The 12,935-nt window shown below is 61.3% G+C and carries 11 protein-coding genes; 2 read left to right on the forward strand and 9 right to left on the reverse strand.

Features of this window, described 5'->3' with window-relative positions:
* Window positions 1–474: 474 nt before the first annotated feature.
* Window positions 475–1,041: a recombinase family protein gene (locus WA904_RS12780; RefSeq protein WP_425197504.1), complete on the reverse strand. Its 567-nt coding sequence runs from the start codon at window positions 1,039–1,041 to the stop codon at window positions 475–477.
* A 591-nt stretch (window positions 1,042–1,632) separates the two neighbouring features.
* Here WA904_RS12780 and WA904_RS12785 point away from each other — a divergent pair.
* Window positions 1,633–4,059 carry a cellulase family glycosylhydrolase gene (locus WA904_RS12785; RefSeq protein ID WP_425197505.1) on the forward strand — a complete coding sequence of 809 codons (2,427 nt, stop codon included), beginning with the start codon at window positions 1,633–1,635 and terminating at the stop codon, window positions 4,057–4,059.
* 23 nt (window positions 4,060–4,082) lie between these two features.
* Here the strand turns inward: WA904_RS12785 and WA904_RS12790 are convergent, their stop codons facing one another.
* The 8 genes from WA904_RS12790 to WA904_RS12825 form a co-directional block, all read right to left on the reverse strand.
* Window positions 4,083–4,925 (reverse strand): class I SAM-dependent methyltransferase, encoded by an 843-nt coding sequence (locus tag WA904_RS12790; RefSeq protein WP_425197506.1) that lies wholly within the window; start codon window positions 4,923–4,925, stop codon window positions 4,083–4,085.
* A gap of 98 nt (window positions 4,926–5,023) precedes the next feature.
* Window positions 5,024–5,680, reverse strand: a complete 657-nt coding sequence (gene ureG, locus WA904_RS12795; RefSeq protein ID WP_425197507.1) for an urease accessory protein UreG — start codon at window positions 5,678–5,680, stop codon at window positions 5,024–5,026.
* Window positions 5,677–6,375, reverse strand: a complete 699-nt coding sequence (locus WA904_RS12800) for an urease accessory protein UreF (protein ID WP_425197508.1) — start codon at window positions 6,373–6,375, stop codon at window positions 5,677–5,679. The genes ureG and WA904_RS12800 overlap by 4 nt, the downstream gene beginning before the upstream one ends.
* On the reverse strand, window positions 6,372–7,007 hold the full coding sequence (gene ureE / locus WA904_RS12805; protein WP_425197509.1) for an urease accessory protein UreE: 636 nt from the start codon (window positions 7,005–7,007) through the stop codon (window positions 6,372–6,374). The genes WA904_RS12800 and ureE overlap by 4 nt, the downstream gene beginning before the upstream one ends.
* 8 nt (window positions 7,008–7,015) lie before the next feature.
* The gene (locus tag WA904_RS12810; protein WP_425197510.1) at window positions 7,016–7,354 is read right to left on the reverse strand and encodes a hypothetical protein; all 339 of its coding nucleotides are present in this window, start codon (window positions 7,352–7,354) and stop codon (window positions 7,016–7,018) included.
* A gap of 11 nt (window positions 7,355–7,365) precedes the next feature.
* Window positions 7,366–9,084 (reverse strand): urease subunit alpha, encoded by a 1,719-nt coding sequence (ureC, locus tag WA904_RS12815; protein ID WP_425197511.1) that lies wholly within the window; start codon window positions 9,082–9,084, stop codon window positions 7,366–7,368.
* A complete protein-coding gene (locus WA904_RS12820; protein WP_425197512.1) occupies window positions 9,084–9,389 on the reverse strand; it encodes an urease subunit beta in 306 nt (101 codons plus the stop codon). Before WA904_RS12820 ends, ureC begins: the two co-directional genes overlap by 1 nt.
* A gap of 222 nt (window positions 9,390–9,611) precedes the next feature.
* A complete protein-coding gene (locus WA904_RS12825) occupies window positions 9,612–9,914 on the reverse strand; it encodes an urease subunit gamma (RefSeq protein WP_077592967.1) in 303 nt (100 codons plus the stop codon).
* 156 nt (window positions 9,915–10,070) lie between these two features.
* Here WA904_RS12825 and WA904_RS12830 point away from each other — a divergent pair.
* A partial coding sequence (locus WA904_RS12830; RefSeq protein ID WP_425197513.1) for an ATP-binding protein occupies window positions 10,071–12,935 on the forward strand: 2,865 nt, incomplete at its 3' end.

Raw genomic sequence — 12,935 nt, forward strand, 5'->3', positions numbered from 1 at the left:
GGCCAAGTGCCTTGCCGGCGTCTGCGCCTCAGCTCAAACGTTAGGCGACACGCACGGCGACTCCGTACCATCTTCGCGCTCAAGCCCGGACAGCCAGCTGGAACTCTAGGCCAGAAGAGTCATCTAAAGCACGGTTTCACTTCGATCTCTTGGTCAAAACGTGGAGGTTTTTATGTCAAGGCAAATGGTAGTCGGTCTGGTGGGAATTGCTTTGCTTGCTCTGGCCAGTACCGTAATAGCGCGTCAAATGCTGCAAATTGACGGTCTTCAAGCGCGCGTCACAGTACTTGAGGACCGCGTTGCCGATATCGGCAAACTCAAACGGCTTCCCGTCGAGTCGGGGAAATAGGGAGCGCAGCGTCCTCACTGGTTGCTCGCTCGCGCCTTGTTGACCCAATGCCGCCTAACCCTTCGTTGCACCCGACGTTCAGCAGCCGGCTTCGCCTGCTGTTGAACGCGGGGTGAACTCCAACGTTATCGCAAACTCGAATGCCCAGGCTTGAGAACCCGATAAATCGACCGCTTCACGCTCGACGGGTGAACATTGAAAATTGCAGCCAGTGAATCCATGGTGTATTGATTCGACTGCCAGAGCCGCACAATTTCTTTCTCGTCCTCAGGTGCAACAGACCGAGGCCTGCCGCAGTGAATGCCACGCATCATCGCCGCGGTCTGGCCTGCAATAGACCGCTCCCGAATGATGCCGCGCTCGAACTCTGCGAATGCTCCCAGCATGTGCGTCATCATCCGGCCAGCCGAGGTGCTCGTGTCAACAGGCTCCGTCAGGCTTTGGAACGATGCACCGACCTTTTGAATCCTGTCGAGGATCGAGAGTAGATCCATCAGGGAGCGTGCCAGGCGGTCGATCTTGTAGACCTTGACCATGTCGCCTGGTTCCAGCGTCTCCATTAATTTCGGTCTTTGGCCGACTGAACTTCGTTTGTCCTGCGGGATTGTTTCAACGCCAGATCGCCGCAGCGCATCCAGCTGCAGCGTGGTTTCCTGCTCGGTGGTGGAAACTCGAGCGTATCCGTAAATCAAACCGGCCTCCTTTTAGTTAGCTACGCTTTTGATAGCGAAGCTATTCAACGGCAGGCCAGTGCCGGACTTAAATCCTGTCAAAAATGACAGGCAAACTTTTGATTTACAAGTAAAAAACCGGCCTAAGCCGGTCATCATTTGGTTCGAAAGCCACTACTTCTGCAAGTCGTCCCCCGTCGATTTCGGCAATTTGTCCCGAGAAATTGTCCGATCCAGCATGAATAGGTGCGATGGCCATTTAATGTCTTGGCCTTGGTGGAAGCTCCAGAGAGCGCATGGTCATTGCGAGGCTCAACCCTACATTTTCCCCCCTGAATAAATGCAGATTCGATCACCTCAGGACTGCGAGCACCCGGTAATTTGCACAGGTGAGAGCCGGTTCTATTACAGCTATTACAGCAGGCAACACCGAAGAATTGTTCCTGCGTGCTAAGGTCAATCGCATGGGTCTCGGCTGACCGCGTCATGCGGTTCGTTCGAAGTTGTCGAGGCCTGTCTGCGGCTTGTTCTTCGCGGGCCTTGGCGAAGTCCCCGGCTCCCCAGTCGTCCCGATCAACCCGTCCCGAACAGGGAAACAGGAGAAAGAAATCGATGAAAAGACGTGAATTTTCGCAGGCTGCCGTTGCCGCTCTGGGAGCTTTGCGCCTGGGCGCGGTTGCGGTGACAGGCATCAGGTTGGCTCCCAAGGCTGCTGCAGCCATTGCAACTGTTCCGGCGGGCACCAATCTCTCGGGTATGGAGTGGGCCAAGCCCGGCCTGCGCATCGGTACCAGCACGGCTCCGAATTTGCACTTCACCGTGCCGCGTTCTGCGGACATTGCCTACCTTGCTTCCTGCGGCTACAACAAGAGCCGTTTACCCATCCAGTGGGAACTCCTGCAGCCCATGCTTCATGACACGGTTGCCAACACAGTAGCAAAGACGGCCATCGGCCAACCGGGCGATTTTCATCCGGGGTATGAGTCCTACATCACGGGTGTGCTCGATGCGCACGCAGCTGCTGGGATGAAATGCATCATCGACAACCACAACTACTGCCGCTACCAGGACTTCAAATTCCAGCCGGATGGCTCGGTCATCGGCCTGACGGTTTCCACCGACCCCCTTGTTCGCCCTTACACCACCGACAAAACGCAGGTGCGAACGCGTATTTTCGCGCTGGCCGCCGGCGCAACGCTCAAACAGTCCCACTTCGTGGATTTCTGGACGCGCGCGGCGACCAAGTGGAAAAACCATCCCGGTTTTGGCGGTTATGGATTGATGAACGAGCCGCATGACATGCCCAAATCGGGTGGCGTTATTGCCTGGAACGAAGAAGCGGTCAAAACTGCGGAAGACCTGAGCATCTGGCCGGCCTTTGCGCAGGCGGCGATCAATGCCATTCGCACCATCGACACGGTGAACCCGATTTACGTGGGAGGAAACCAGTACAGCTCGGCCGTGGTCATAGGCACCAAAAACCCGGGATTTCCGCTGACCGGGGCCAACCTCATTTATGAAGTCCACATGTACCTGGATGCTTTCAGCAACGGTGCAGCCTTTGACTACGACACCGAGGTAGCCAAGAATTACAGTGCCGGTTTCGGCGTCGGCTCCATCAAGCCATCCACAGGCATGGATCGCATCAAGATAGCCACGGACTGGGCGAGCGCGAAAGGCGTCAAGCTGGCGCTGACCGAAATCGGCATGCCGCTCGATGACACGCGTTGGCAAACCATGTTCTCGCAGGCGGTCAACTACGCGCATCAGGCTGGCTGCGAGATTTACACCTGGATGGGCGGCAGCCACTGGCCCATTCGCAACTATGCGATCAACCAGGCGCCGAGCTGGTACCAGAACAGGACACTGGAGCCCGCGGTGTCTGGCCCATTCAAAGCGGCTGTCGGGATTGTGCAGGCGAGCCTGTTCGATGATGGCCCGGGCTACGGGCTCGCCGGCACGCCCTTGACGATCACCGTGTATGCGCGCGGCAACCTGGCCCGGCCGGTCGCGCTCACGGTGGCTTCCAGCAACGGCGGCACATTGAGCAAATCGTCGCTGCTCATTCCGGCCGGTGCAAACGGCCAGGACACCTTTACCTATACACCGGCGGCCAACCGGGTGGCGACACTGAGCTACACCAGCGACGGCCAGCTGTCGGGGCAGGTGCCGCCGCCGCGCAGGATTTTTTCACTCAGCGATCCGGCGGCCCATGCGACCACCAGCCTGCAGGATGCAGCACACGCCATCATTGCGAAATACAGCGCCTGCAAATGGGAACTGGCCGACGGCTACACCGACTACATGCTCGGCACGCCCGCAGTGGCCGGCCAGCCGATCCGCGCCATCTCGGACTCGGGCTACGGTTCCAGTGCAGGAAACGCCATGGAAATGATCAACGGGGTCAACAAGGCCAATGGCGGGATGGGCACCATGGTTTTGCCCGTCATGCGCGTGACCAATGGCAAGAAGAATTCGGACCACACGGTGACCAACACCTGGGGCTTCTGGTGCAAGAAGTCGCTCAGGAGGGCCGGGGTTCAGCCCAACCCGAGAAACAGGGTGCCCTACAACATCGAGGACGCGCACTTTGTCATTGTGGCCGCCAGTGTTCCTGGCCAGTACAACACCGGTGTGCTGTTTCAGGCATCGCAGACGGAGCAGTCATACACATCGGAGCTGAATTTCACCAACAGCGCCCCGGGAGCCAGATGGGTAGATGCGGGCGGACAGAAGGTGGAGCTGGCCAGCCCCGCGAAGATTCCTGCCAATACACCGGCGGTGTTCGCATTCACCTCGGCGCCGGGCGCGCAGAAGCTGCGCGTCAACTCTGCCGTGGTTGCCAGCGCGGCGGCGACGTTTTCTCCCAGCGCATGCAACCAGATGCTCATCGGCTGGGGTTATCTCAGCTACTACCCGCGCGGTGGGTTCAGGGGACATATTTACGCCGTGATCACCGGCAAAGGCACGCCAACGGCTGCTGAGCTGGGCGTGCTGGAGAAGTACCTGGGCACGACGGCAGGGATCAATTTGCCGTAGCTTCGCACAGACCGGAACGTGCACTAGCCTGAAACTCCCAGCCGGATGATGCCGTACAGAGGCACGCCGTAAAGCGCCCTGAAGGTGGGGTAGCTGAGGGACGAGGAAAAGTCATAGGCATCCATCACGGCATGTTCTGAGAGCAGCACCAGTCTTGGATGTGGCTCGGTGAGTTCTGCCATGCGCCGCAGGCCCCAGCGAAACTGCGCGTGGGTGTGGCGCACCGAGGGGTGCATCGCCGCGCGGCCGGCAGCCAGCCAGCACAGCGTGTCGCAAAGCAGCTCCGACCCCGCTGGCGCATGCTCGCCAAATTCATGCAGCAGGCATTGAACTTCCTCGGCCTCCAGGTACATCAGCAAGCCTTCGCATATCAGCAGCACCGGAGAACCATCGCGACGGCGGGGCAAGTCGAGCTGGCGCCACCAGCCGGGCCGGCGCAGATCGACGTCGGCATGGCCCAGTCGCTTGCCACCGGCCGGGAGTAACCGCTTTCTCAGGGCCATGACGCGGGGAACATCGGCATCGAGCCAACGGTTGCTGCGCCGGTCCAGCCACTGGAAATACCAGGCCAGCCCACAGCCCAGGTTGACGCCGAGCGCTCGCGGATAACGATCGAAAAAGCCATGGGCCAGTTCGCAAAAAACCCGCGTGCGAGACAGCACGCCGTAAACGCTGGCAGGGTCGTCCAGAAAATGGCTGACCCCAATTTTCAGCCGTTGCAAGGCTGCCGCAGCATAGGCGTCGTGAACGGCCTGGGCGGGGAACATGGCATCTCCGAAGGCCCGCGCCGCCAGCGGGATCAGCAGGGTCGAGCTGACATCATCAAGCGCCTGTTCCTGCTGCTGCCTTGCCGGCGCACTGTTCATCTCTTGGTTTCCTGACCGTGCAAAAAACCATCATGAACCCTTTGAGTTCACGGCGCAATGGAGAAACTGGAGCGCGGGTTTTGCCTTGTCGCACCGCATCAGCTCGCCGTCAGCATTCCCCGGGTTTCGATAAACGCAATGACTTCAGCCAGCCCGGCCTGGGTCTTGAGGTTGGTCATGACAAAAGGCTTGAGGCCTTTGGATGTGGTGCGCATGCGGACGGTATCGGTTTCCATCACGCCCAGGTCCGCACCTACATAAGGAGCCAGGTCGGTTTTATTGATGACGAACAGGTCGCTTTTGGTGATGCCGGGGCCGCCCTTGCGCGGAATTTTTTCGCCGGCGGCCACGTCGATCACGTAAATCGTCAGGTCGCTGAGTTCGGGGCTGAAGGTTGCGGCCAGGTTGTCGCCGCCGGATTCAACAAACACCACGTCGGCGTCGGGGAAGTCTTCCAGCATGCGGTCGATGGCTTCAAGGTTGATGGACGCGTCTTCACGAATCGCGGTGTGCGGGCAACCGCCGGTCTCCACGCCCATGATGCGCTCGGCCGCCAGCGCACCGCTGACGGTCAGGATGCGCTGGTCTTCCTTGGTGTAGATGTCGTTGGTGATGGCGACCAGGTCGTACTTGTCCTTCATGGCTTTGCAGAGCATTTCCAGCAGGGTGGTTTTGCCGGAGCCAACGGGGCCGCCTATGCCGACGCGTAGCGGGGGGAGTTTCTTGGTGCGGTTGGGGATGTGGTGCATGCTCATGAGCGGAACAATCTGGAGTATTGGGTTTCGTGTTGCGAGGAAAGAATCGCCAGCATGGGCGAAAAGGCCTGGCGTTCGTGGTCTTGCAGCGCCATGGCTGTGGCGATAGCAACTGGGATTTCTGTGGCCAGCCTTGCCAGTATGCGCTGGCCGGCGCTCTGGCCCAACGGTACCGACTTGAGTGCGGCCTGCATCATGTTTTCGGCCCAGCCGAACGCGTAGGCAGTCAGGCAATCGGGGACACCTGCGATCAGCGGCGAGGCGGCTAGCGCAAAGGTGACAGGGTAGGTCGGTGGCAGCTGTGCGCAAGCGTCGAGTTGCGCGTCGCTGATGCTGTGGTGGTTGCGCAGCCACTCCAGCAGCGAGCGTCCCATTTGCTCGGCCTGCGCCCGCAGTTCGCTGGTTTCGCGGGTCTGCAGCACCCAGTCATTGAGGGCCTTGATTTTGACCAGATCGCCGTTGCGCCAGGCTGGAATAGCTCCGGCGATCACGGCCAGGTCGCCGCGCGCCAGACTCAGCTGCAGCTGATCGCTGAGCCAGTCAGACGCTATGTTTTCCGTAGCTACTCCCGCTCTGTCCACGCCGGATTCAAGCCCTTCCGAGTAGGAGAATCCGCCCACGGGCAGGGCCGGCGAGGCCAGCCAGATCAGTTGCAGCAGGCTGGCGGCAGGCAGGGGCTGGGCCGTCGTGCTCAATGGCTGTGCGGCTTGTGTGAGTGCATCCGGATCGCGACCGGCTGCACCTCCTGGTGCGTGTGCTCCTGGCCGTGATCGTGGCCATGGCTGCAGTCCGGGCCGTGCACATGCGGCGCGGGTGCCGCGGCGGGTGCGTGCGCGTGGCCATGTCCACCCTCGTGCGCATGTCCGTGGCCGCCGGCGCTGTAGGCGCCGCCTTCGGGCTCGAACGTTTCACTGACTTCGTTGACGATCAGGTGCATGGCCCGCAGCAGGTCCGCCAGCACATGGTCAGGCTCGATCTTGAGGTGGTCCGGTTTGAGTTCTATGGGGACGTGCCGGTTGCCGAGGTGATAGGCCGCACGTGTCAGGTCGAACGGGCTGCCATGCGTCGGGCAGGTGGTGATGCGCAGCACGGTTTGCGCCGCAGCGATGACCTTCACCATGGACCCATCTTCCGCCACCAGCACATCGCCACCGCGCACCAGCGTGCCGCGCGGCAGGAAGATGCCGAGCTGGCGCCCCAGAGAGTCGGTGGCTTCGAAGCGGCTTTTCTGGCGAATGTCCCAGTCGAGTTCGATGGTCGATGCGCGTTTGAGGAGTACGGGCGCAAGGCCTTTGCCGCCCGCAATGATTTTGGAAACCTGGATCACGTGTACCCTTAAAAAAACCAGTATGCCAGTGCTGCAAGACCGGCGTAAAACAGGAGCTGTACCCACCATGGCAAGTCGTCTGCCGGATCATGACGCTGAATCAGGCGGTCATAGGTCCATGCGATCGAGGTGCCGATGATGGTGCCTGTCGACGTCTTGAAAATCAGGCCCAGCACGGCGAACAAGGCCGAACAGCCGGCAATCACGCCAAGCCAATTCACGATCAGGTAGTCATCGTTGCCTGTCAGCGGCCGAACCAGGGACAGCGCCATGGCGACCATCAGACCCAGGAAGGCGCCCCACAAAGCACCCATCACGGCCGCGATAAAACGCTCTTGCAGGTCCATTCAAATCCGGATCAGAACAGAAAATAGCGCTGTGTCATCGGCAGGCTGGTCGCCGGCTCACAGGTCAGCAACTGTCCATCGGCGCGCACCGAGTAGGTCTGTGCATCGACCTCCATTTTCGGCGCGTAGTCATTGTGAACCATGTGGCGCTTTTGCACGCCGCGTATGTTTTTCACGGCGACGATGTTCTTGGCCAGGCCGAAACGTTCCTTGATGCCGCCGGCGAGGCCGGCCTGCGACACAAAGGTCAGCGAGCCCCTGGCAATCGCGCCGCCGAAGCCGCCGAACATCGGGCGGTAGTGCACCGGCTGCGGGGTCGGGATGGACGCATTCGGGTCGCCCATGGCGGCCATGGCGATGAAACCGCCCTTGAGGATCAGCGCCGGCTTGATGCCGAAGAAGGCCGGCTTCCAGACCACCAGGTCGGCCCATTTGCCGACTGCTATGGAGCCCACCTCGTGCGCGATGCCGTGCGCAATCGCCGGGTTGATGGTGTATTTGCTGATGTAGCGCTTGACTCGGAAGTTGTCGTTGCGCTCGGTGTCGCCGGGCAGCTTGCCGCGCTGCCCCTTCATCTTGTGCGCGGTCTGCCAGGTGCGGATGATGACCTCGCCGACACGGCCCATGGCCTGGCTGTCGCTGCTCATCATGCTGATCGCGCCCAGGTCGTGCAGCACGTCTTCGGCGGCAATCGTTTCCTTGCGGATGCGGCTTTCGGCAAAGGCCAGGTCCTCGGCAATCGCCGGGTCCAGGTGGTGGCAGACCATCAGCATGTCCACATGTTCGTCCAGTGTGTTGACGGTGTAGGGCATGGTCGGGTTGGTCGAGGACGGCAGGAAGTTCTGCTCGCCGACCACCTTGAGGATGTCGGGTGCATGGCCGCCGCCCGCGCCTTCGGTGTGGAAGGCGCACAGGGTGCGGCCCTTGGTGGCGGCAATCGTGTTCTCGACAAAACCGCTTTCGTTGAGCGTGTCGCTGTGGATGGCGACCTGGGTGTCGGTCTCTTCCGCCACGTCCAGGCAGTTGCTGATGGCGGCAGGTGTCGTGCCCCAGTCTTCGTGCAGCTTCAGGCCGATCACGCCGGCATCGATCTGCTCATGCAGCGCGGCCGGCAAGCTGGCATTGCCCTTGCCGAGAAAACCCAGGTTCATGGGGAAGGCGTCGGCGGCCTGCAGCATGCGTACGATGTTCCAGGGGCCGGGTGTGCAGGTGGTGGCAAAGGTGCCGGTGGCCGGCCCGGTGCCGCCGCCCAGCATGGTGGTGACGCCGGAGGTCAGCGCTTCCTCGATCTGCTGCGGGCAGATGAAATGGATGTGGGAGTCGATGCCGCCTGCGGTGACGATCATGCCTTCGCAGCTGATGATCTCGGTGCCGGGGCCGATGATCATCTCCACGCCGGGCTGGGTGTCGGGGTTGCCGGCCTTGCCGATGGCAGCGATGCGCCCGCCCTTGAGGCCGATGTCGGCCTTGACGATGCCCCAGTGGTCGATGATGAGCGCATTGGTCATCACGCAATCCATCGCACCTTCGGCGCGCGTCTTCTGCGACTGCGCCATGCCGTCACGGATGGTCTTGCCGCCGCCGAATTTGACTTCTTCGCCGTAACTTCCCGCACGCAGCGTGTAGTCGGCCTCGACCTCGATCATGAGCTCGGTGTCGGACAGCCGCAGGCGGTCGCCCACGGTGGGGCCGAACATTTCTGCGTAGGCGCGTCTGCCTATTGTTGCCATCAGAGTTTCCCTTGGGTCAGACCGCGAAAGCCGTAAATTTTTCGTTCACCGGCGAAGTCCACCAGCTCCACTGTGCGCTGTTGCCCCGGCTCGAAGCGCACGGCCGTGCCGGAGGCGATGTTGAGCCGCATGCCCTGCGCCGCAGCACGGTCAAAATCCAGCGCGCCATTGGTTTCGGCGAAGTGGTAGTGAGAGCCGACCTGGATCGGCCGGTCGGCGGTGTTTTGCACCACCATGCTCAGCGTGCGGCGGCCGGTATTGAGCGGATGGTCAGGGCCATCGGTGAATATTTCGCCTGGGATCATGACCGTCTCATTTGTCCTTGTTGGACAGCCAGATCGCCAGCACAAGCAGGCCGCCCAGGGCCACAAAACCCCAAGCATCGGTGGCATGCCAGTGGGCGCCTGTCATCAGGTGGCCATCATGGCCAAACGAGGCTCCAGCCCACGTTGTTATTGCGCAAGCAGCTATAGTTTTAAGAGCAAGACTGAGTTTCATGGTGCGAGTTTTTTGCAGGGGTGGATGATTCACACAATCGGCTGGTGTACGGTGACCAGCTTGGTGCCGTCGGGGAAAGTGGCTTCAACCTGGATGTCAGGGATCAATTCGGGGATGCCGTCCATCACGTCGGCGCGCGTCAGAATCGTTCGCCCTTCGCTCATCAACTGGGCCACGGTTTTGCCGTCCCGTGCGCCTTCCATCACCGCGGCGCTGATCAGCGCAACAGCCTCGGGATAGTTGAGTTTCAGGCCCCGGGCCTGGCGGCGTTCGGCCAGCAGGGCTGCCGTGAAAATGAGCAGCTTGTCTTTTTCTCTGGGGGTCAATTCCATGGTCTCTCCGGGAGGCGGCTGCAGGGGTTCTGGTGATGCCGGGGTGCAAGAATGGTGCCACAGGAACAGCGCTGGCGCCGCCGGTTTCTCCCTCTGTGGCATGGAATCTGCACTTGAGCCTTCCTTCCCCCTATGACGTATTGACAAAACTCTGCCATGGACGCCACGGCCACGCCACCACCCTTGCCGACCCCGGCCGTCCCCGACTGGGGGCCGGCGGTGCTCGCGCCGGCTCCAACCGAAGCGCCGGTGCAGCGCATCATCAAGGTCCGGCGTGACTACAACAGCTGGGTGGCCAGCGAAACCATGGAGGACTATGCGTTGCGTTTCACGCCTCAGCGTTTTCGCAGATGGTCCGAATGGCGGGTGGCCAACACAGCCTTTGGTGCGGCGTCCTTCCTGATTCTGGAAGCGGTGGGCGCCACCTTGCTCGTGCAATACGGCTTTACCAACGCGTTCTGGGCCATCGTCGCGACGGGACTGATCATTTTCATGGCCGGCCTGCCGATCAGCATTTATGCCGCGCGGTACGGCGTAGACATGGATTTGCTGACCCGCGGTGCCGGCTTCGGCTACATCGGCTCCACGCTGACCTCGCTGATCTACGCCTCCTTCACCTTCATCTTTTTTGCGCTGGAGGCGGCCGTGATGGCCTATGCACTGGAGCTGGCGCTGGGTATTCCGCCAAGCTGGGGTTACCTGATTTGCGCGCTGGTGGTGATTCCGCTGGTCACCCACGGTGTGTCAGCCATCAGCAGGCTGCAGGTCTGGACCCAGCCGCTATGGCTGGTGATGCTGGTCGTGCCCTTTATCTACGTTCTGGTGCGTGATCCGGGTGCTTTTGCGGGTATCACGCACTACAAAGGGGAGATAGGCACAAATTCAGGCTTTGATTTGCACTTGTTTGGTGCCGCCTTGACGGTCGGTATCGCGCTCATCACCCAAATGGGTGAGCAGGCAGACTACTTGCGCTTCATGCCTGTGCGCACGGCTGCCAGCCGGCGGCGCTGGTGGGCCGGGGTGCTTGCCGGCGGGCCGGGCTGGGTGTTGCTCGGTGTGGTGAAGATGCTGGGCGGCGCTTTTCTCGCCTACCTCGCGATTCAGCACATGGTGCCGCTGGACCGCGCGGTGGACCCGAACCAGATGTACCTGGCCGCTTACGAGTATGTGTTTCCCCATTACGGCTGGGCCGTGGCCGCTACGGCGCTGTTCGTGGTGATCTCGCAGCTCAAGATCAACGTCACCAATGCCTATGCCGGTTCGCTCGCCTGGTCCAACTTTTTCTCCCGGCTGACTCACAGCCACCCGGGCCGGGTGGTTTGGGTGGTGTTCAACACGCTGATTGCCTTCATGCTGATGGAGATGAATGTGTTCCAGGCGCTGGGCGACGTGCTTGGCCTGTACTCCAACATCGCGATTGCCTGGATGATGGCCGTGGTGGCCGACCTCGTCATCAACAAACCGCTGGGTCTGTCACCCAAGGGTATCGAGTTCAAGCGTGCCCACCTGTATGACATCAATCCAGTGGGCGTGGGTGCCATGGCGCTGGCTTCCCTGCTGTCGGTGAGTGCGCACCTGGGCCTGTTTGGTCCCCTGGCCCAGGCATTTTCTGCAGTGATTGCGCTGGGAACCGCTTTTGTCGCTTCGCCAATGATCGCCTGGGCCACCAAGGGCCGCTACTACATTGCCAGGCAGGGAGAGGCCCCTGAAACCGACGCCCAGGGCAACTACAAGCCTTATGCGCTCAAGCGTTGCGTGATCTGCGAGCGCGACTACGAAGGCCCGGACATGGCGCATTGCCCGGCCTACCAGGGGCCGATCTGCTCGTTGTGCTGCACCCTCGATGCGCGTTGTGGCGATTTGTGCAAGCCGCAGGCGAGCCTGTCCGCCCAGTGGTCAGCCACCTTGCGCTGGCTGTTGCCGCGGCGCATCTGGCCTTACCTGGACACGGGTCTGGGGCACTTCCTGCTCCTGATGCTGGTCATCGTGCCGCTGCTGGCCAGCGTGTTCGGCCTGTTGTATCACCAGGAAATGCGGGCCTTGCTGGACCTGCAGGCGGCCTCCGAACCGGCGCTGCGCTCCGGTTTCCTGAAGGCCTACATGGCCTTGCTGGTGATTGCCGGGCTGGTAGCCTGGTGGCTGGTGCTGGCCCACAAGAGCCGGCAGGTCGCGCAGGAAGAGTCCAATCGGCAGACGCATCTGCTGATGAAGGAGATCGAGTCGCACCGCCAGACCGACGAGGCGCTGCAGCAGGCCAAGCGCGTGGCTGACCTGGCGAACCAGGCCAAGAGTCGCTACATCAGCGCCATCAGCCACGAGCTTCGCACGCCACTCAACAGTATTCTTGGGTATGCCCAGTTGATGGGTGAGGATCATTCGATACCCGCACATCGGCAGCAGGCTGTCGGGGTGATCAAGCGCGGTGGCGAGCACCTGCTTTCATTGATTGAAGGAACGCTGGACATTGCCCGTATTGAAAGCGGCAAGCTCACGCTTAATGTCAAACCGATGTATTTTTCCGACCTGGTGCAGGAGATGGCCGGCATGTTCGAGCTGGAAGCGCAGGCCAAAGGCCTGATCTTCAAGTTTGAATCCGAAGGCTCCCTACCGGTCGTGGTGCGTGCAGACGAAAAACGCGTGCGGCAAATCCTCATCAACCTGCTGGGCAACGCCATCAAGTTCACCGCCAGAGGCCGTATCAGCCTGCGCCTGCGTTATGCGCGCGAGATGGCCAGCATCGAAATTGAAGACACCGGCCCCGGCTTGTCGGCGCAGGAGATCGAACGCATCTTCGAGCCTTTCACACGCGCAGCGACGCCCGGGCCGGCTGCGCCGGGTGCCGGTCTGGGCCTGACCATTGCGAAGATGCTGACCGACCTGATGGGCGGTGAACTGACGGTGGCCAGCACGCCCGATATCGGTTCGGTGTTTCGCGTCAAGCTGTTCTTGCCCGAGGTGCGCCTGGCTCCCGGGGCAGCGCTGCCCGTGCCGCCTTCGCGCGCGAACAAGGCACGCCACGGG

Origin of the sequence: Polaromonas sp. (assembly GCF_049790275.1) — a bacterium.
Taxonomy (GTDB): Bacteria; Pseudomonadota; Gammaproteobacteria; order Burkholderiales; family Burkholderiaceae_C; genus Polaromonas.

Coding starts and splice junctions, on each gene's coding strand:
- WA904_RS12785 (WP_425197505.1), top strand. CDS start 1,633: ATGAAAAGACGTGAATTTTCGCAGGCTGCCGTTGCCGCTCTGGGAGCT.
- WA904_RS12790 (WP_425197506.1), bottom strand. CDS start 4,925: ATGAACAGTGCGCCGGCAAGGCAGCAGCAGGAACAGGCGCTTGATGAT.
- ureG (WP_425197507.1), bottom strand. CDS start 5,680: ATGAGCATGCACCACATCCCCAACCGCACCAAGAAACTCCCCCCGCTA.
- WA904_RS12810 (WP_425197510.1), bottom strand. CDS start 7,354: ATGGACCTGCAAGAGCGTTTTATCGCGGCCGTGATGGGTGCTTTGTGG.
- ureC (WP_425197511.1), bottom strand. CDS start 9,084: ATGGCAACAATAGGCAGACGCGCCTACGCAGAAATGTTCGGCCCCACC.
- WA904_RS12820 (WP_425197512.1), bottom strand. CDS start 9,389: ATGATCCCAGGCGAAATATTCACCGATGGCCCTGACCATCCGCTCAAT.
- WA904_RS12825 (WP_077592967.1), bottom strand. CDS start 9,914: ATGGAATTGACCCCCAGAGAAAAAGACAAGCTGCTCATTTTCACGGCA.